This is a genomic window from Streptomyces sp. MGP-BFMKR1 (assembly GCF_057766585.1).
On sequence record NZ_CM173408.1, the window covers coordinates 6,405,859 to 6,423,191 of the forward strand.

Genomic DNA, 17,333 nt, shown 5'->3' on the forward strand with positions numbered 1-17,333 from the left:
GGTCCGCGACGGCGCTGGCGCCCGCGAGGGCCCCGGGCGACGGGATGGCCTGCGGGACGCCTTCTCGGTGGGGCGGATGAGCGATAGGTTGCCGGTCCTATGGAACTGGAGTTGCGTCACCTGCGGACACTGGTGACGATCGCGGACACCGGCAGTCTGACCAGGGCCGCTGCCACCCTCCTGCTCTCCCAGCCCGCGGTCTCCACCCAGCTCAAGCGCATCGAGGCGGCACTGGGGCGCCCCGTGTTCATCCGCGAGGCCACGGGCGTGCGGCCGACGCGCTTCGGGGACGAGGTGCTCGCGCACGCGCGCAACGCCGTCGCCAGCGCCGACCGCATCCGGGAGAGCAAGCGCATCGCGGCGGCCGAGACGGTGACGGTACGGCTCGGCGGCTCGCCCGGGCCGGTCTTCTCGCACCTGGCGACCAAGCTGTCGGGCCTGATCGACGCGCCCGTGGTCTCGCACCAGTTCCCCTCCGCCTCCTGGGCGTTGGACCGCCTCGCGGGCGACCAGCTCGACGTCGCCGCCATCACCGACGTGCCCGGCTACGAGTCCAGGCCCCAGGCCGGCATCGTGCACGCGGTGATCGGCATCGAGCCCGCGCTGGTGCTGCTGCCGCACGCCCACCCACTGGCCGAGAAGGAGCGGGTGGACCTGGCGGACCTGGCCGACGAGAGCTGGACCATGTCGCCCCTGGAACGCGACGGGGGCGACCGCGCGGCGTTCATCGCCACCTGCATGGCGGCCGGGTTCACGCCCCGTATCGACCACGACATCGTCGACGCCGGGACCGCCTTCGACCTGGTGATCCAGGGGGCCGCCATCGCCCTGGCGCAGGGCGGGGTGCGGATGCGCGAGGGGACGGTCGCCAAGCGGCTGACCGGCGATCCGATACGGGTGCGCCACGTGCTGGCCTGGCGGGACCCCGGGCGGCTCGCCGACTGCCAGCACACGCTGGTCACGGCTGCCGAGGAGGGCTTCGCCGGCCGACGGCGCGCGGCGGACCTGGAGTGAGGGCGGGCGGGTGCGCGAGCGCGCGCCGGCGCCCTTGGGCCAGCGGCCGACAGGCGTGTGAAGCCACGGCTGCCGGCCGCTGGAGTCCTGCGTGGGGGGTGGCAGCACCGGCCCCGGAACCCGGCGACCGGCACGGGGCCGGGCCACCGCTCCCCAGAAGCAAACGGCGTGCGAACGACCCGGCCGTGGCTTCACTATCCCGCGCCGCTCGCTGTGCGGCCAATGTCAAAAGCCCATAACGTCAGGTGTTATGGCGGCCCGGGACTGGGCAGCAGACGCCCGTCGAACCTCCGACCACGCCCCGCGGCGGACGGCTCCCAAAATACCCGGCGCTCGCGGGAATAGCGCGCGTGCAGGGACCGTTAGGGTTGCCGGAACCACCGCCGAGACGGAAAGCAGGGAGCCGCACATGAGCACGGTGGAACTCACCAAGGACAACTTTGACGAGATCGTTTCCGGGAGTGAATTCGTCCTGATCGACTTCTGGGCTTCCTGGTGCGGCCCGTGCCGCACGTTCTCCCCAGTCTTCGAGAGCGCGTCCGAGCGCCACGACGACCTGGTCTTCGCCAAGGTCAACACCGAGGCGCAGCCGGAGTTGGCGGCGGCCTTCGAGATCCAGTCCATCCCGACGCTGATGATCGTCCGGGACAACATCGCGGTCTTCGCCCAGCCGGGCGCGCTGCCGGCCACCGCGTTGGAGGACGTCATCGGCCAGGCGCGCGCGCTGAACATGGACGAGGTGCGCGCCTCGGTCGCCGACGCGGCGGCCAAGCAGCAGGGTGCGAGTGACTGAACTGCTGCTGGTGCGGCACGGCGAGACGGACTGGAGCCGTTCGGGCCAGCACACGAGCTGGACTGAGCTGCCGCTCACGGAGCGGGGCGCGGAGCAGGCGCGCGCCCTCCGTCCGCTGCTGGCGACCAGGACCCTCGCGAGGGTCCTGGTCAGCCCGCGGACGCGGGCGCGGGAGACGGCCCGGTTGGCCGGTCTGCTCGACCGTGCCGAGGTCGAGAGCGACCTGACCGAATGGGCCTACGGCGCGTACGAGGGCCGGACCACGCCCGACATCCACCGCACCCGCCCCGACTGGGACCTGTGGGCCGACGGCGCCCCACAGGAGTCACCCGAGCGCCCGGGGGAGAGCCCCCAGCAGGTGGGCGCCCGGGTCGACCGGCTGCTCGCCGGGCTCGCCCCGCTGCTGGACGCGGACGCCGAGGACGCCGGTGACGTGCTGCTCTTCGGGCACGGGCACATCCTGCGGGCCGTCGCGGCCCGTCGGCTGGGCCTGCCGGTGGCGGCGGGCGCGCTGTTCCGACTGGACACGGCCACCGTGAGCCGCATCGGCACCGAGCACGGCCGCCCCGCGGTCACCGGATGGAACGTCCCCGCCGGATAGCGCCACCGCCCACGAGCGCCTGACCGCGCCCCGCGCGCCACCGAACCCCCTCGCCACCAGCACGCGCCACGGACGGCCCCACTCGCGGCACGCGGCCCCGGGGGCCCCTCATCCGGCCCTGGTCACCCGCTGGAGCAGCCCCCAGGTGAACTCCGCGACGTACGGCTCCGGCGTCGGGTCGCCGTCGCCGCCCGGTTCGGCGGGCCCCGCGAGGGCCGTGAAGGCCAGCCGCCAGCGGGTCGGAGCCGTTCCCTCCAGGGGCCGGGCCGGGGCGAAGGCCCGCGCCACCTCGTCCACCGTGCACGACCAGGGCGCCAGGTCGGCGGCGGTGCGCAGGGTGGGGCCCGCCGCCCCCGGGGCGCGGACCAGCCACTCGTTCCAGACCGCCCCGCCCGGGCCGGCCAGTACCTCGAAGCGCAGCGTGGGCCACAGCGGCACCGGCCAGCTCAGCGCCTCGCAGGTCAGATCCCCGATCCGGCGCCGGCCCACCGCCTGGGGCGGCCCCAGCACCGACCGGTAGCGCCGCACGGCCCCCTGCTGTCGCGGCGAGCGCACCATGGCCTGCCAGCGGCGGTTCGCCTCGCGCAGGTCGGCCCGGCTCACTCGCAACTCCCGCAGCGCCTCCGCGACCAGTTCCCCCTGGTGGTCGGCCATCCGTCGGAGCAGCACGAGCTGGAAGTGCAGCGGCCCGAAGGCCGGCCCGAGCCCCTGCGCACCGGAACCAGCGAGCAATGACCTCCCGGCCGCTTCCTCTCCATCCTTGTCGCCGGCATCCTCCCCGGCCGTACCCCGCTCCACGTCCTCGGGCCCGGCGGCACCGGGCTCTGCGGGGTCGGCGCCCGCGCCCGGCGGGCCCGGCGGCCGGCCGGGGCCCGCTGGACGCGCGGGGGGTGCTGGACGATCGGGGTCGGGCGAGACGGCGGCGGGGCTCATGCCCCCATCGTGACGCACCCGGCAGAACGCGGGGGGCCGGGCCCCACCGCCTCGTGCGCGTGACGTACGCCGGCGCGCTCGGCGGCCCTCGGAAGACGTCAGGAGTGCTCTACGAGGGTCAACGCACGCCCCGTACAACGGAGTTGGCGCGGCAGTGGCCAGGTGGCCGGTGGCCGGGCGGTCGACCGGTGGGGAGCCGTCAGGCGCTGGCGCGGACGAGCTGGGCCAGGTGTTCGGCCGCGAGGTGCAGCGGCTCGTCGTCGCTGGAGACGCGGCTCAGCAGCTCGGCGCCTTCGAGGGTGGAGAGGATCGTGCAGGCCAGGGCCGTGGCCTTGATCTCGGGGATCGCGCCGTCCTTGAGCTTGGAGGCGATCAGTTCGCGCCACTGGCGCAGCGCCTCGTCGGAGGTGCGCTGGATGACGGGGGAGCGGCCGATGATCTCCAGCGCGGTGGCCGCGACGGGGCAGCCGTCGGTCCAGTTGGACTCGCGGAGCGTGTCGGCCAGCAGGTGCGCGCAGTTCGCGACGGCCTCGGCGGGCTCGTCGGCGCTGGAGAGCCCCCGGCGCAGCAGGTCGGTGAAGTCGGCGGCGCCGAAGCGCAGCGCCTCGGCGGCGAGCTCCTCCTTGCCGGCCGGGAAGAAGTGGTAGAGGGAGCCGTAGGTGGCCTCCGCCTCCCGCAGGATCTGCTTGACGCTGGTGCCCTCGTACCCCTGGCGTTGCAGCAGCGTCGCCGTCGCCACCACGAGCCGGGTCCGGGTGTCACTGCGCGCTTCTGGCTGAGCAGTCGTCCGTTCCGTGGCGTTCATGCCACTCAGGCTACCGGATGGATCGATCGATCTACTCTGCTATCGTACGGACTAGAGCGATCGATCCATCTAGGGAAGGCTGATGTCATGAGTGACGCGTTCGTACGTGATGCGCACCCCGGTTTCGCGCGTATGTTCGGCGAGGGGAAGCTGACGGTCGGTCTCTTCCTGCCGCTGTGGCAGTACGCGGGTGACATGAAGGCCATGGCCGGCCAGGCGGAGGCCATCAAGCGCGCCGACGAGGCGGAGTTCTCGGCCGTGTGGGTGCGCGACGTGCCGCTGTTCGACCCCGGGTTCGGCGACGCCGGCCAGGTCTTCGACCCGTGGACCTACCTCGCCTGGCTGGCCGCGCACACCAAGCGGGTCTCGCTGGCCGCCGGCAGCGCCATCTTCACCCTGCGCCACCCCATCGACCTGGCCAAGCAGGCCGCCTCGATCGACCACCTCAGCGGCGGGCGCGTCGTGCTGGGCGCCGCCTCCGGCGACCGCGCCTCCGAGTTCCCCGCGTACGGCATCGACCACGCGACGCGCGGCGAGCGCTACCGCGACGCCGTGACCTGGTTCCGCGAGCTGACCGAGGCCAAGAACCCCTCCATCAGCTCCAGCCTGGGCCGTTTCGGTGGCGGCGTGGACGTGCTCCCGAAGCCGGTGGCCGGGCGCATCCCGCTGCTCGTCACGGGCTCCTCGCAGCAGAAGCCGCAGTGGATCGCGGAGAACGCCGACGGCTGGCTGGTCTACCCGGGCGCCACGGCCACCCCGGCCGGCCCGAAGGCGCTGGGCCAGAAGGCCGCCGCGTGGCGCGAGCTCATCCCCGGCGGCCAGTTCAAGCCGGTGGCCACCAACGAGTGGATCGACCTGGTCGAGGACCGGAAGTACAAGCCGACTCCGCTGCGCGGCGGGTTCGTCCTGCGCACCGGCTCCGACGGCCTCATCGAGCTGCTCCAGCGCTGGCAGGACGCCGGCGTCAACCACGCCGCGCTCGGCGTGCAGCACGGCCGCCGGCCGGCCGCCGAGGCCGTGGCCCAACTGGCCGAGGAGGTCGTCCCGCACTTCCCCGCCCTGGCCGGGCCCGCGCCGCACCAGCCGACGTGGTGACCGAGTCCGTCACGCGTACCGCGCCCGGGGTGCGAGGCGCTGACGCCGAGGAGTTCCGTGCCGTGATGCGGCACTTCCCCACCGGCGTCACCGTGCTGACCACCATCGGCCCCGCGGGACCACACGGCATGACGGCGAACGCGGTGATGTCCCTGTCGCTGCACCCGCCCACGGCGCTGGCCGCGGTCAACCACGAGACGAACACGTACGCGATCCTGCGGAACGCGTCGAGCTTCGCGATCAACTTCCTGGCCACCGACCAGGAGGAACTCGCGGTGCTCTTCGCGCGCTCCAACCCGCGGGAGGACCCCTTCGACCGGGTCGCGTGGCGGCCGTCGCCCGAGACGGGTGACCCGGTGCTCGCCGCGAGCGTGGCCGTCCTGGAGTGCCGCCTCGAGCAGCGCATCCCGGTGGCGGACCACAGCCTGATGGTCGGCGCCGTCGCCGGCTCGTACATCCACCGGCCCGACGCCGCCCCGCTCGTCTTCACCCGGGGCGGCTTCCGGACCGTGACCGGGTCACCTCTCCAGCACGAGGAAAAAGATGCCTGAGCCCCAACGGAAAACGCTGGGCGAACTCGACCTCTTCACCGGCGCGCCGCAGCACGAGCGCTTCAGCCGCCTGCAAAGGCTCCTGCCCACGAGCGAGTTGACCCCCGCCGCCCGGCCGTACACCTGGCCGCACGGCGAGTCGCTCAGTTTGCCGGAGACCTTCGCGTTCGACGGCACCGAGCTGTCGTGCGAGGAGTTCCTGACGGACACCGACACCGCGGCGCTGCTGGTGCTGGTGGACGGCGCGATCAGGTACGAGCGCTACACCCTCACCGGCGGCGTGGACGCGCAGTGGCTGTCGATGTCGATAGCCAAGAGCTACGTCTCCGCGCTCGTCGGGATCGCCGTCGCGGACGGGCACATAGCCGGGGTCGACGACCCGATCAGCTCCTACGTGCCGGTGCCGGCGGGCTCCGCGTACGACGGGGTGTCGATCAGGGACGTGCTCCAGATGTCCTCCGGCGCCCGGTGGAACGAGGACTACAGCGACCCGTCCTCGGACTTCAACCGGCTCACCGGCGCCACCCTGGAGGGCTTCGCCGAGGGCCTGGAGCGCGAGAGTGAACCCGGCACCGTGTGCCGCTACAACTCGGCCGAGACCCAGTTGCTCGGCACCCTCCTGGCCCGGGCCACCGGTCGCTCGCTCACCGCGTACACGCAGGAGAAGCTGTGCGAGCCGCTGGGCACGGAGGCGCCCGGCTACTGGCTGGTGGACCCCGCGGGGACCGAGCTGGCCTACGCCGGGCTCAACCTGACCGCGCGCGACTACGCCAGGTTCGGCGAGCTGTACCGCAACGGCGGCGTGTGGCAGGGGCGGCGGATCGTGCCCGAGCAGTGGGTGCGGGACTCGGTCACGGTCGCCGCCGACCACCTGGCGCCCGGCGGCCCGATCATCGCCGACCACGCCGTCGACGTCGGCTACGGCTACCAGTGGTGGCTCCCCGAGGGCGACCAGGGCGAGTTCAGCGCGATCGGCGTGTACAACCAGTTCCTCTACGTCGCCCCCGCCCACCGGGCCACCATCGTGAAGCTGTCCGCCAACCGGCGGTACGGCACCACGACCGGTGAGCAGAGCAACCGCGAGATGGAGACGGTGGCGTTCCTGCGCGCGGTGGCGCGGCACGCCGCCTGAGGCACGCGGCCCCGCAACCGACGGCTGGGCCGACGGTCACGGGGCCAGGCTCTGTGGGGTGGGGCGTGCGTGCCGGCCGCCGGTGCGGCGACCAGTACGCACGCCCCCGCCCGGCCGCCGCGCCGACCGGGCGGGTGGGTCGCGGCGGCCGTGGCCGCGCGGCCCGTGGCCGGATCAGGCGGTCTCCCGGATGGCGCGGGCCAGGATGCGCAGGCCCTCGTCCAGTTGCTCGGTCGAGATGGTCAGCGCCGGCAGCAGCTTGACGACCTCGCTCTGCGGCCCCGAGGTCTCCACGATCAGCCCCAGCTCGAAGGCGCGGGCGCACACCTTGGTGGCCCGCTCCTTGTCGGCGAACTCCACGCCCCACACCAGGCCACGGCCCCGGACGCTGACGATGGAGCGCCGGTGCTCGTCGGCCATGGCCAGCAGGCTGGTCTCCACGACCTCGCCGCGGGCCAGGGTCTGCTTCTCCATCTGGCCGTCGGCCCAGTAGGTGTCGAGGGTGGCGGCGGCGGTGACGAAGGCGGGGTTGTTGCCGCGGAAGGTGCCGTTGTGCTCGCCGGGCTCCCAGATGTCGAGTTCGGGCTTGAAGAGGGTCAGGGCCATGGGCAGGCCGTAGCCGCTGATGGACTTCGAGACCGTCACGATGTCCGGGATGATGCCGGCCTCTTCGAAGGAGAAGAAGGCGCCGGTGCGTCCGCAGCCCATCTGGATGTCGTCGACGATGAGCAGCATGTCGCGGCGCTTGCACAGGTCGGCCAGCTCGCGCAGCCACTGCGCGCGGGCGACGTTGATGCCGCCCTCGCCCTGCACCGTCTCCACGATCACGGCCGCCGGGTAGTTGAACCCGGAGCCCGAGTCCTCCAGCAGCCGCTCGAACCACAGGAAGTCCGGGGTACGGCCCTGGAGGTAGTTGTCGAACGGCATCGGCGTGCCGTGCACCAACGGCACCCCGGCGCCCGCGCGCTTGAAGGAGTTGCCGGTGACGGCCAGCGAGCCGAGCGACATGCCGTGGAAGGCGTTGGTGAAGGAGACGATCGACTCGCGGCCCTTGACCTTGCGGGCCAGCTTCAGCGCGGACTCCACCGCGTTGGTGCCGGTCGGGCCCGGGAACATCACCTTGTACGGCAGGTCGCGCGGGCGCAGGATGATGCTCTGGAACTTCTCCAGGAAGCTCCGCTTGGCCGTGGTCGACATGTCCAGGCCGTGTGTGATCCCGTCGCGTTCGATGTAGTCGATTAACGCGCGCTTGAGGACCGGGTTGTTGTGGCCGTAGTTGAGCGATCCGGCCCCGGCGAAGAAGTCCAGGTAGGTGTGGCCGTCCTCGTCGTACATGCGGCTGCCCTGCGCCCGGTCGAACACGGTGGGCCAGCTCCGGCAGTAGCTGCGCACCTCCGACTCCAGGGTTTCGAAAACGCTCAGGTCAGGGGGCGTGATGGTCACAGCATCCTCCGAGGGGGAACAAGGGGAAGGATCGAGAAGCCGTGTGGTGTGCGGGCTGCTGCGCAGTGCAGTGGGTCGCGGTCGCGGAGGCGGCCCTGGGGCTTGTCGACGGTGGGACTTCGGTGGCGGCCCCGGTCGTCCGACCGGCGCCGCCACCCGTGGTGCAGCAAGGGGACCGGCACGTGGTCCGCGCACGCCCCCGGTGGTGTGGCAGGTGGTGGCACCCCTAGGCGCCGCGCGGCCGACGGGCGGCCGACAGGGCGAGCAGGGCGTAGATGGAGGCCGTGGCCGTGCCAGGGCCGAGCAGCAGGAGGGCGACGCTCCAGTCGAGCGCGGCGGCCAGGCTGAGGGCGGCCAACGCGATGACGGCCGCCACCGCGATCCCCCGCCGCTCGGGGCCCCGGGCCGCCCCCGCCCCGGTGGCTTCGGGACACAGGTGCCGCCAACGGGCCCCCACGGCAAGCAGGTTGGTCAGACAGTAGGAGGCGAGGACGAGGGCGGCGAACCACCCGATGACCGTCTCACCGGCCTGGCCCCCGGGCGGCGCGGCGTCCCGGGGAGACAGCAACACGACGTACAGCAGGGCCGGCGCCGCGAGGCCCAACACGACGCTCAGCGTGCCGGCGGCGGGGGAGGAGCGCAGGGACGGCACCGTCGTCTCGAGCCCCACCCACGCGAAGAGCAGCGGTACGACGAGCAGCAGCGCCCCGCCCGGGAACGAGTCGCCCGTGTCGAGCGACAGCGACCGGGGCGAGAGCCACCACAGCGCGGCCAGCACCAGGACCACCACCGTCCGCGCATGGCGTACCGCGGGCGACGGCGTCACCCCGGCCCAGGCCAGCACCGCGGCCAGCAGCAGCACGGCCACCCCGAGGACGTAGGCCGTCGGGCCGGAGCCGGCGAACTCGCCGGCCGCACCGACCACGACGGCCTGTCCGATGGCGAAGCCGCCGAAGTACAGGCCGTGCACGACGTACGCCACGCCCGGCCCGGCCCGCTCCCGCACGAACTCCGCCGCCCCCAGCCCGCGCGTCCCGCCGGCGGCCCCGACCCACAGGGCCCAGGCCAACAACGCCCCGGCGAGGACGAGCGAGGCCGATCCGCTCTTCGACACGGGTGCCAGTGCCGCGGGTACCAGCAGTGTTCCCGCTCCCAGGACCGCGGTCGTGCTACCGAACGCGGTGCGCACGACACTCATGCCGGCCCAGCTCACCCGAGCTTGTGGAAGACGTCCGGCAGCGGGGTCTTCACCTGCCGGCCCGCGGGCACCAGCAGCAGGTCCGCCAGCTCGGGCCAGCTCGGCATCCGCGTCGCCACGTCCACCGGGATGTCCAGGTGCTTGGCGATCAGGTGGGCCCACCCCGGCATCAGCGGCGCGGCCAGCACCGACACCAGCGCCAGCGTCTCCACGTGCGTCACCAGGCGCGAGGCGTACGCCCGCTGCCCCTCCTCGGAACCCTCGGCCGCGCCGCGCGCCTCGTTCAGCCGCGGCAGGTCCTTCACGGCCCGGTCGATGGTGGCCGCCAGCTCACCCGCGGCGCGCTGCGGTGAGAACGAGTTGGCCGACAGCGAGACGGCGATGGCCTTGGGCAGTTCCAGCAGCGAGATGGTCAGCGGCTCGGTCAGGCCGTCGTGCTCGGGCACCGTCGAACCGAAGTCCTCGGCCAGCAGCGAGAACACGGTCTGCGCCCACCGCTGCAACCCGTCGACGAGGATCGTCTCCACCGAGTTGACGAGCTCCTTCATCGCGAAGTTGCCCTGCTCCCGCTCCGGCCCGGTCAGGCACAGGTGGAAGCGCAGCGCGTCCGCGTTGACCTGGTGCAGGAACTCCCCGCCCCAGATCGCGTGTCCCCGGCTGGTGGAGAACTTGTCGCCCTCCAACCGGTAGAACTCGTTGGTGATCACCTGGCTCGGCAGCGTGTAGTCGCCGTGCGCGAGCAGTAGTGCCGGCCAGAGCACCGCGTGCGAGAAGGAGCAGTCGAAACCGAGGAAATTGACGATCTTCGTATCCGGGTCGGACCACTGTTCCTGCCACAGCCCCGGCTGCCCCTGGGCCTCGGTCAGGCAGGCGGTCCCGGCCAGGTAGCCGCAGATGCCGCTGAACCAGGTGTCCAGGATGTGCCCCTCCCAGCCGTCCAGCGGCACCGGGATGCCGTAGTCGGCCTGCCGACTGATCGGGGTGAGCGGCAGCTCGTTCTCGAACAACGTGTCAAGGTAGGCGCGCAGCCGGGGCCGCCACTGGCCGCCGTTCTTCGCGTAGTAGGCGAGCAACTGCTCGCGGTACTCCTCCAACGGGAAGACGATGCGCTGGAGCGTGGTCAGCTCCGGCGTCTCCCAGCAGGCCGTGCACTTCGCGGCGCCCAGCGCGCCGGACTCCTGGGCCAGGCCGCACGCCTCGCAGTAGATGCCGTCCGACGGCGCGGCGCAGAACTGGCACTCGCCGCGAACCTCGGCCTCGTACAGGTAGCGCTCGCACCGAGGGCAGTGGAACACCGGCAGCTCGACGACCTTGAGCTTGCCCGCCTCCCAGAGCCGGGTGAAGAAGCTCTGGACGATCTCGGTGTGCTTGGGCGTCATCAGCGGACGGGTGAACCAGTCGTGGTGCATCGAGCCCAGCGAGAGGGTCTCCTCCATCCGGTTGCCGAACAGCAACGCGGTCTCGTGCGGAGTGGACCCGATCTCGGCGGCGCGGCGCGGCACGTAGCAGGAGTGCTCGTCCGAGTAGCCGACGTAGCGCACCTCGTGGCCGCGCTGGCGCAGGTGCCGGCTCAGCACGTCCGCGCCGAGGAAGGGACCGGATAGGTGACCCAGGTGCAGGTCCCCGTTGGGGTTGGGCGGCGCGCTGGTGACGATGTAGGTGTTCACGAAACGCTGCTTCCTTCCGCGATACGGAGGGCGGAGACGACGTCGTCCGACGCATGGGGGTACGTGATGCCGGCCCCGATACGGGCGTCCGGCGGCAGATCGTCCAGAATCACGGCGTGCGCGCCGATCCGGGTGTTCACGCCGATGCACACCGGGCCGAGCACGCTGGCCCCGGTGCAGATGATCACGCCGTCCTCCACCACCGGGTGGCGGCGCGAACGGGCGGGTCGCTTCAGGTCCTTCCACCAACCCACCGAGCCGAGGGTGACCTGGTGGTAGAGCATCACATCGTCGCCGATGCGGACCGTCTCCCCGATGACCACGCCGGTGCCGTGGTCGATGAAGAAGCGCCGGCCGATCGTCGCGCCCGGGTGGATCTCGATCCCGCTGACCGCCCGCGCCATCAGCGACAGCGCGCGCGCCAGGGTGCGGTTGCCGCGCTTCCACAGGCGGTTGGCCAGCCGGTAGGTCCACAGGGCGTGGATGTGCGGGTACAGCAGGACCTCTCGGTTGCTGCGCGCCGCCGGGTCCTTGGCACGAACGGTGGCGAGGTCCTCGCGCAGCATCTCTAACACGGACTTATATGTGGGCATACGGAGCCTCCGGCGTGATCAGGTTGCCGTTCGCGAAACGCTGCGGTCGGTAGGGCTCCAGCAGCGGCTCGCCGGCCTTGCCGATGACGGCCTCGCCCTCGCTTATCTCTCGTGCGGCCAACTCGGCCACGGCGGGCGCCAACTTGAATCCGCCGCCGCTGAAACCGAGGGCCAGGTACAGCCCGTCGGGCCCGGCCGGGCCGATCACGGGTCGCTTGTCCGGGGTGTAGCCGTCGTAGCCGGCGCGGGTGCCGACCAGCGGGGCGCTGGTCACGGCCGGCACCCGGCGGGAGACCGCCGCCACCGCCGCGTTCACCTCGTCACCGGTCAGCGGGGCGGCGCCCTGTTCCAGGTCCACGTCCGGGTGGCTCTGCACGCCGAAGAAGAACCGGTCCGTGCCGCCGGGCCGGAAGTAGCTGCCGATGGTGTCGTCGATGCAGGTCGGGAGCTGGTTGTCGGAGCCACGGCGGCCGGCGCCGGGCAGCGCGACCTGGGCCAGCCCGATCCGGCGGGGCACCACCGGGACCTCGACCCCGAGGTGGGCGGCCGACTCGGCCCCCCAGGCGCCGCTGGTCAGCACGACCAACGGCGCCTCGATGCGGCCCGCCGAGGTCTCCACCCCGGTCACCGCGCCCTCGCGCTCCAGCACCCGGACGACCCGCGTGCCCTCGGCCTCGCTGACCCCGATCCGGCGCGCCGCCGAGATCAGCGAGGTGGCCGTGGCGGCCGGGTCCGCGTAACCGCCGGAGGGCTCGTACGCCACGGCGGCCACGCCCGCCAGGTCCAGGCCGGGAAAGAGGGTCCCGGCCTGGTCCGGGTCGATGACCTCGACCCGCTCGTACGACATCGCCTCGGCGGCCACGGCGGTGTTCACCCGCAGCGCCGCCACGTGCTCCTCGCCCACCAGCATCGCGAAACCGGTGCGCCGGTACCCGCAGTCGCCCCCGATGACCTCGTCCCACTGCTCGAAGGTGGGCAGGCTGAGCGCGGTCAGCCGGGTGTCGCAGGCCGTCGTGTGGTGCAGGCGCAGCAGCCCGCCCGAGCGGGCCGTCGCGCCCTGGGAGGCGATCCGGCTCTGCTCGCACACGACGACCCGCTCCAGGCCGGCGAGGGCGAGGTGGTAGGCGATGGCCGCCCCGATCACGCCGCCGCCGACGATGACGGCGTCCGCGCTCCGGGTAGCGGTCACTGACTCGGCCCGGTGGCGTCGTCCTCGATGCCGAACTCGGCCGCCCACTTGGCGCGCTCGGCGGCGATGGCCTCCGCGCTGCCCCACCAGATGGTGACGAACCGCAGTCGGGTGTCGCCGTCGTTGGTCAGCGCGTGGTCCTTGAACGGCGTCATCAGGATCGTGTCACCGGGGCTCACCCGGCGCTCCTCGTCGCCGAGGCGCAGCACGCCGGTGCCCTCGGTGATGAAGAACATCTCGTACTCGTCGTGGTTGTGCGGCGTGGAGGTCGCACCGGGCGCCACATCGACCCAGGCGCCGCCCCAGAACGGGGTCTCCGGGACCGCCTCCTCCCACGGGAAGATGCGCCGGCCGCTGACGTTGAACTTCTCCTCGAAGGTCATGTCTTCCGGGCGTGTGGTGAAGAAGTGCACGATTGATTCCTCTCCTGAGCAGTGCTGTTCCGACGGTGCTAGACGACGAGGGCGGCGGAGGCGGCCTGCTGCTGGCGCGCGATGGTGGCCCGCAGGTCGCGGTGGACGGTGTCCGCCTTGGTCGCCATCTGACTGAAGGACGTCGCGCTGGCGATGCCGTGCCGCCACTCGGTCATTCCGTCGAGGTAGATGCCGACCGTGCAGCGGTCGCTGTTCTCGGCGCGGTAGGCGCGGGTGACGTTGAGGAGTCCGTCGGCGTCGCGCGACAGGTGGGGGGCGAAGGGCTCAAGCGCCGTCGGGAACTGCGGCTCCGTGTACCCGGTGCACAGGATCACCGCGTCGGCCTCGATGGCGCCCGCCTCCTCCGTGTACACCTCGGAGGTCGTCAGCCGCACCCCGCCCTCGGAGACCGCGAGGTCGGTGACCTCGACGCGGCGGTGCATGTGCAGCCGGTCGGTGCCGGACAACCGGTCCTGGTAGGCCGCCTGGTAGAGGGCGGTGGACACGTCGGGGTCCACGGCCGAGTAGTTGGTGGCGCGGGCGTGCGCGAGCGCCCGCTCCCGGGCCTCGCCCTCCAGGCCGTAGAAGTAGTCCGTCTCGGCGGGGAAGTACGCCTCGTTGCTGAAGTGGCCGAGTTCGTACATCTTGAAGCCGCCGTGCCGCACCAGCGAGTGGATCTGCGCGTCGGGGTGCGCGTTCGCCAGGTACAGGATGATCTCGCCCGCGGTCTGGCCGGCGCCGATGATCGCGAAGCGCGGTGCCCGGCCCAGGTTCTCGCGCAGCGCGGTCATCCGGGGCAGGAACTCGCTGGCGTGGAAGACGCGCTCGCCGACGTGCTTCTGGAAGGACTCCGGCACGTACGGGACGTGGCCGGTGGCCAGCACCACGTTGCGGCTCAGGTGCTCGTGGGTGGTGCCGTCCCGGGGGTCGCGGCTGATCACCCGCGCGGTGCGGACGGTGCCGTCGGCGTCGGCGACGGGCTCGACGCGCAGCACCTCCCGGTGGTACTCGGCCTGCCTGCGCACCTGGGCCGCGGCCCACTGCACGTACTCCGACCACTCCAGGCGGCTCACGTACCCGCCGAGCAGCGTGAACGGGTAGAAACGCCCGCTTTGCATGAGGAAGTTGGTGAAGGAGAAGCGGGAGCGGGGGTCGCGCGGGGTGGCGAGGTCGCGCAGGAAGTGGTGCTGGATGTCGGTGCCCGGCAGGACCTGGTTGGGCTGCCAGGCCGACGTCGCGCTCCGTTCCAGGTAGACCGCGTCCAGGGGGCCGGTTCCCTGATGGGCGTCGTCGTGGTCCTCGATAGCGGCGGCGAGCGAGATGCCAGAGGGGCCGAATCCGGCCACCACAACGTCGTGGATGTGCATGTTGGGGTTTCTCCCGTCGAAGGTCGCGGTCCGGTGGATCAGAGGGCGATCGGGACAGAGTCCGAGGGGTCGTCCAGCTTCTCGCCCAGCCGGGCGGCCAGTCCCTCGGCGAGGGTCCCGGTACGCAGCGACAGCAGGCTGAACGAGCCGGCGTCGCCGATGCCGTGGCTGGACTCGCACAGGCCGTTGAGGAACAGCGGCGGGAGCGCGTTCTCGTCCTCGTTGGAGACCAGCGCGTAGTCGCGGCTGACCTCGAGGCGACCGTCCAGCTCCTTCTTGAGGTGCTGCGCGACGGGGGCCAGCAGCGGCGGGAACAGCTCCTCGTGCGGGCCCGGGCCCATGTTGCGGAAACCGGTGGCCAACACCACGAAGTCGACCTCGTCGCGCACCTGCTCGCCGGTGTGCAGCTCCTCGAAGTCGATGACCACGCTCTTGTCGTTGGGCACGACGGAGGTGGCCTGGAGGTTGCCCTTCACGAACAGCCGCTGGTCGCCGTCGAGCTGCTGCTCGTAGATGGCCAGGTACAGCTCCTTGAGCACGTCACCGTCGGCCGACGAGTAGTTGGTGGGCTGCATGTACGCGTCCAACGCGCGGCGGCTCTCCCGCGAGGCGTTGAAGTAGTACTCGGTGAACTCGGGGAAATAGCCCTCTTCACTGAACGGGCTGGTGTCCTTGAGCCGCAGCGAGTACGAGCGCGGATAGGTCATCACCCGGGTTCCGGGGAATTGCCGGTGCAGGTCGAGCGCGAGCTCGACGGCGCTCTGGCTGCCACCGATCACCGCGACGGCCTTCGGCGGTTCGTCGGCGGTGAGTTCCTTGAGCCGCGGCAGGTACTGGGTGAGGTGGAAGACGCGGTTGCTCTCCGCGGCGGCGGCGTCGTACGGGGTGGGCACATAGGGCGTACGACCGGGTGCCATGACCACGGAGCGGCTCAGGTACCTGCGGCCGGAACCGGTGGTGACCTCCCAGACGCGCTCGCCGGCGTTCTCCACCACGTCGATGCCGACGGCGTACTGACCGCAGTCCACCTGGTGCGAGAAGAAGCTCGCCGCCCAGCGGATGTAGCCGGCGTACTCCTTGCGCAGCGGGAACTCGATCGGGAGGTTGAAGTGCTTGAGCAACCTCCCCTGCTCGTGCAGGTAGTTGATGAAGCTGTAACGACTGCGCGGGTTCCGCAGCGTCACCAGATCGCGACTCGGGTGGTTCTGGATGTCGGAGCCGTCGAGGAGCATGCCGGGCTGCCAGTCGGGCGTGGGGCGAGCCTCAAGAAACCGTATGTCCAGGCTTGGATACTTCTCCTCTAATGCGATTGCCAAGGCAAGGTTGGCAGGGCCGAAGCCAACACCGAGAACGTCGTGCACACGCGCAGGAAAAGACATGACAATTCTCCTCTTACTCGCATTGAGTTCAAGCCTAACGCTGAGGGCGTCGCGAATTGAGAACAAGCCCTGCAGGTGAGTTAAACCGTATGCAGCTTTGGCGCGACATGCAGACAGGTTGCAGCGCAACCTGTCGGTACTTTCCTGGGCAGCCCAAAGGCTTCTCCGGGCTGTACTGAAGGGGGCGCTGTAGCGGCTCTCGGGCCGGCGTCAGATGCCTTCGAAAACCCGTAGAGAGGGGCGGGTTCGAGAGGCGCGTCGATGCCGGATTTGACCGAGAATCAAGAGTTCCGCTTATCCACTCTTGCGGCAGCGAAGCTCCGCAGTCAAAGGGATTCACTGGTAACCGATAGCGACGATCACAGGCTGACGCCCGTCAGAAGGCAGCCGACGGGACCTTCATTGTTGGGCGCTGGAATTACTGTACCCCAAGGTCGCTAGCAACTGACGCTAAGTCCTTGTTTTTTGCGCATGGGTTGTAGCATGATCAACCACCATGGACAGAATTGATCGCATGATCCTCCATGAGCTTGAACGGGACGGTCGGTTAACCAATGCTGATCTTGCTGCCAAGGTGGGATTGACCCCGACGCCGTGCCTCCGGCGCGTCAGGAACCTGGAAAGAATTGGGGTCATACGCGGTTACCGAGCGGATCTGGATGGCAGTTTCCTGGACTCGGGATTCCAGCCCTTCGCCACGGTGGCGCTGAAACAAGGGGATTGGCATCTTATGACCGAATTTGAGGCCAAGGTGGCGGCCCTACCCCAGGTACTGGAAGCGCACCGGCTCTTTGGTGACCCGGACTACCTGCTGCGTATCGCGGTGGCGGACGTCACGGCCTATGAGCGGTTCTACGCCGAAACCCTGTGCCGGTTGCCCGGAGTGGCGCAAGTGACGACGCACTTAACCATGAAGGTAGTCAAGGGCAACCGGGGGCTACTCGCGGGACATGAGTGATATCACACCCGGTGCCGAGGCGAACGCTCGCTTTCGATGAGGGCGAGATCGCCGCATGGAGACGTTTGAAGCCCTGGGAGCGATACGACATCGCTCCCGGGCGATCCATCCGCGGGCAGCTCGGCCGCGGCCTGGCGCCGCGTCGATTCGCGCTTGAGGTGACTATGTCAAGACTGCGAGATCGGTGAGGAAGCGCTGGTCA

At 71.0% G+C, this 17,333-nt stretch carries 17 protein-coding genes; 7 read left to right on the forward strand and 10 right to left on the reverse strand.

All coding sequences use genetic code 11. From position 1 onward, the window contains the following. Nucleotides 1-99: 99 nt before the first annotated feature. The 3 genes from AC3CHW_RS25550 to AC3CHW_RS25560 all read left to right on the forward strand — a co-directional run bounded on the left by AC3CHW_RS25550 (nucleotide 100) and on the right by AC3CHW_RS25560 (nucleotide 2,408). Nucleotides 100-1,014 (forward strand): LysR family transcriptional regulator, encoded by a 915-nt coding sequence (locus AC3CHW_RS25550; protein WP_459248537.1) that lies wholly within the window; start codon nucleotides 100-102, stop codon nucleotides 1,012-1,014. Nucleotides 1,015-1,423: 409 nt separating this feature from the next. Continuing rightward, nucleotides 1,424-1,807, forward strand: a complete 384-nt coding sequence (gene trxA / locus AC3CHW_RS25555) for a thioredoxin (protein ID WP_176161459.1) — start codon at nucleotides 1,424-1,426, stop codon at nucleotides 1,805-1,807. After that, nucleotides 1,800-2,408 carry a histidine phosphatase family protein gene (locus AC3CHW_RS25560; RefSeq protein ID WP_488468045.1) on the forward strand — a complete coding sequence of 203 codons (609 nt, stop codon included), beginning with the start codon at nucleotides 1,800-1,802 and terminating at the stop codon, nucleotides 2,406-2,408. The genes trxA and AC3CHW_RS25560 overlap by 8 nt, the downstream gene beginning before the upstream one ends. A gap of 108 nt (nucleotides 2,409-2,516) precedes the next feature. On the opposite strand, the gene AC3CHW_RS25565 is transcribed toward AC3CHW_RS25560, so the two are convergent. Further along, nucleotides 2,517-3,062 carry a hypothetical protein gene (locus AC3CHW_RS25565; RefSeq protein WP_488471165.1) on the reverse strand — a complete coding sequence of 182 codons (546 nt, stop codon included), beginning with the start codon at nucleotides 3,060-3,062 and terminating at the stop codon, nucleotides 2,517-2,519. Between the two features lie 478 nt (nucleotides 3,063-3,540). Further along, nucleotides 3,541-4,146, reverse strand: a complete 606-nt coding sequence (locus tag AC3CHW_RS25570; protein WP_488468046.1) for a TetR/AcrR family transcriptional regulator — start codon at nucleotides 4,144-4,146, stop codon at nucleotides 3,541-3,543. 87 nt (nucleotides 4,147-4,233) lie between these two features. Between AC3CHW_RS25570 and AC3CHW_RS25575 the strand changes: the two genes are divergently transcribed. The 3 genes from AC3CHW_RS25575 to AC3CHW_RS25585 are packed head-to-tail and all read left to right on the forward strand — an operon-like array spanning nucleotide 4,234 to nucleotide 6,924. Next, nucleotides 4,234-5,241 (forward strand): LLM class oxidoreductase, encoded by a 1,008-nt coding sequence (locus AC3CHW_RS25575; RefSeq protein WP_176161456.1) that lies wholly within the window; start codon nucleotides 4,234-4,236, stop codon nucleotides 5,239-5,241. A 29-nt stretch (nucleotides 5,242-5,270) separates the two neighbouring features. Then, complete coding sequence (locus AC3CHW_RS25580) at nucleotides 5,271-5,792, forward strand: flavin reductase family protein (protein ID WP_488468047.1); 522 nt, start codon at nucleotides 5,271-5,273, stop codon at nucleotides 5,790-5,792. Further along, nucleotides 5,785-6,924 carry a serine hydrolase domain-containing protein gene (locus AC3CHW_RS25585; protein WP_488468048.1) on the forward strand — a complete coding sequence of 380 codons (1,140 nt, stop codon included), beginning with the start codon at nucleotides 5,785-5,787 and terminating at the stop codon, nucleotides 6,922-6,924. The genes AC3CHW_RS25580 and AC3CHW_RS25585 overlap by 8 nt, the downstream gene beginning before the upstream one ends. Nucleotides 6,925-7,098: 174 nt before the next feature. Here AC3CHW_RS25585 and ectB read toward each other — a convergent pair whose 3' ends face one another. The 8 genes from ectB to AC3CHW_RS25625 all read right to left on the reverse strand — a co-directional run bounded on the left by ectB (nucleotide 7,099) and on the right by AC3CHW_RS25625 (nucleotide 16,173). Beyond that, nucleotides 7,099-8,367, reverse strand: coding sequence for a diaminobutyrate--2-oxoglutarate transaminase (gene ectB / locus AC3CHW_RS25590; protein ID WP_187064292.1), 1,269 nt, complete (start codon nucleotides 8,365-8,367; stop codon nucleotides 7,099-7,101). Between the two features lie 226 nt (nucleotides 8,368-8,593). Beyond that, nucleotides 8,594-9,481 carry a hypothetical protein gene (locus tag AC3CHW_RS25595; RefSeq protein WP_488468049.1) on the reverse strand — a complete coding sequence of 296 codons (888 nt, stop codon included), beginning with the start codon at nucleotides 9,479-9,481 and terminating at the stop codon, nucleotides 8,594-8,596. 95 nt (nucleotides 9,482-9,576) lie between these two features. Further along, nucleotides 9,577-11,232 (reverse strand): methionine--tRNA ligase, encoded by a 1,656-nt coding sequence (locus AC3CHW_RS25600; RefSeq protein WP_488468050.1) that lies wholly within the window; start codon nucleotides 11,230-11,232, stop codon nucleotides 9,577-9,579. Then, nucleotides 11,229-11,798 carry a serine O-acetyltransferase EpsC gene (gene epsC, locus AC3CHW_RS25605; protein WP_470504762.1) on the reverse strand — a complete coding sequence of 190 codons (570 nt, stop codon included), beginning with the start codon at nucleotides 11,796-11,798 and terminating at the stop codon, nucleotides 11,229-11,231. Before epsC ends, AC3CHW_RS25600 begins: the two co-directional genes overlap by 4 nt. Nucleotides 11,799-11,811: 13 nt before the next feature. Beyond that, nucleotides 11,812-13,014: an NAD(P)/FAD-dependent oxidoreductase gene (locus AC3CHW_RS25610; protein ID WP_488468051.1), complete on the reverse strand. Its 1,203-nt coding sequence runs from the start codon at nucleotides 13,012-13,014 to the stop codon at nucleotides 11,812-11,814. Further along, a complete protein-coding gene (locus AC3CHW_RS25615; RefSeq protein ID WP_176161448.1) occupies nucleotides 13,011-13,427 on the reverse strand; it encodes a cupin domain-containing protein in 417 nt (138 codons plus the stop codon). Before AC3CHW_RS25615 ends, AC3CHW_RS25610 begins: the two co-directional genes overlap by 4 nt. Before the next feature lie 38 nt (nucleotides 13,428-13,465). Continuing rightward, nucleotides 13,466-14,794, reverse strand: a complete 1,329-nt coding sequence (locus tag AC3CHW_RS25620; RefSeq protein WP_488468052.1) for a SidA/IucD/PvdA family monooxygenase — start codon at nucleotides 14,792-14,794, stop codon at nucleotides 13,466-13,468. A 38-nt stretch (nucleotides 14,795-14,832) separates the two neighbouring features. After that, complete coding sequence (locus AC3CHW_RS25625) at nucleotides 14,833-16,173, reverse strand: SidA/IucD/PvdA family monooxygenase (protein ID WP_176161446.1); 1,341 nt, start codon at nucleotides 16,171-16,173, stop codon at nucleotides 14,833-14,835. Between the two features lie 514 nt (nucleotides 16,174-16,687). On the opposite strand from AC3CHW_RS25625, the gene AC3CHW_RS25630 reads away from it, so the two are divergent. Beyond that, nucleotides 16,688-17,131, forward strand: a complete 444-nt coding sequence (locus tag AC3CHW_RS25630; protein ID WP_398611984.1) for an Lrp/AsnC family transcriptional regulator — start codon at nucleotides 16,688-16,690, stop codon at nucleotides 17,129-17,131. Nucleotides 17,132-17,333: the final 202 nt, after the last annotated feature.

Coding starts and splice junctions, on each gene's coding strand:
- AC3CHW_RS25550 (WP_459248537.1), top strand. CDS start 100: ATGGAACTGGAGTTGCGTCACCTGCGGACACTGGTGACGATCGCGGAC.
- AC3CHW_RS25575 (WP_176161456.1), top strand. CDS start 4,234: ATGAGTGACGCGTTCGTACGTGATGCGCACCCCGGTTTCGCGCGTATG.
- AC3CHW_RS25630 (WP_398611984.1), top strand. CDS start 16,688: ATGATCCTCCATGAGCTTGAACGGGACGGTCGGTTAACCAATGCTGAT.
- AC3CHW_RS25565 (WP_488471165.1), bottom strand. CDS start 3,062: ATGGCCGACCACCAGGGGGAACTGGTCGCGGAGGCGCTGCGGGAGTTG.
- trxA (WP_176161459.1), top strand. CDS start 1,424: ATGAGCACGGTGGAACTCACCAAGGACAACTTTGACGAGATCGTTTCC.
- AC3CHW_RS25620 (WP_488468052.1), bottom strand. CDS start 14,794: ATGCACATCCACGACGTTGTGGTGGCCGGATTCGGCCCCTCTGGCATC.
- AC3CHW_RS25570 (WP_488468046.1), bottom strand. CDS start 4,146: ATGAACGCCACGGAACGGACGACTGCTCAGCCAGAAGCGCGCAGTGAC.
- AC3CHW_RS25585 (WP_488468048.1), top strand. CDS start 5,785: ATGCCTGAGCCCCAACGGAAAACGCTGGGCGAACTCGACCTCTTCACC.
- AC3CHW_RS25625 (WP_176161446.1), bottom strand. CDS start 16,173: ATGTCTTTTCCTGCGCGTGTGCACGACGTTCTCGGTGTTGGCTTCGGC.
- epsC (WP_470504762.1), bottom strand. CDS start 11,798: ATGCTGCGCGAGGACCTCGCCACCGTTCGTGCCAAGGACCCGGCGGCG.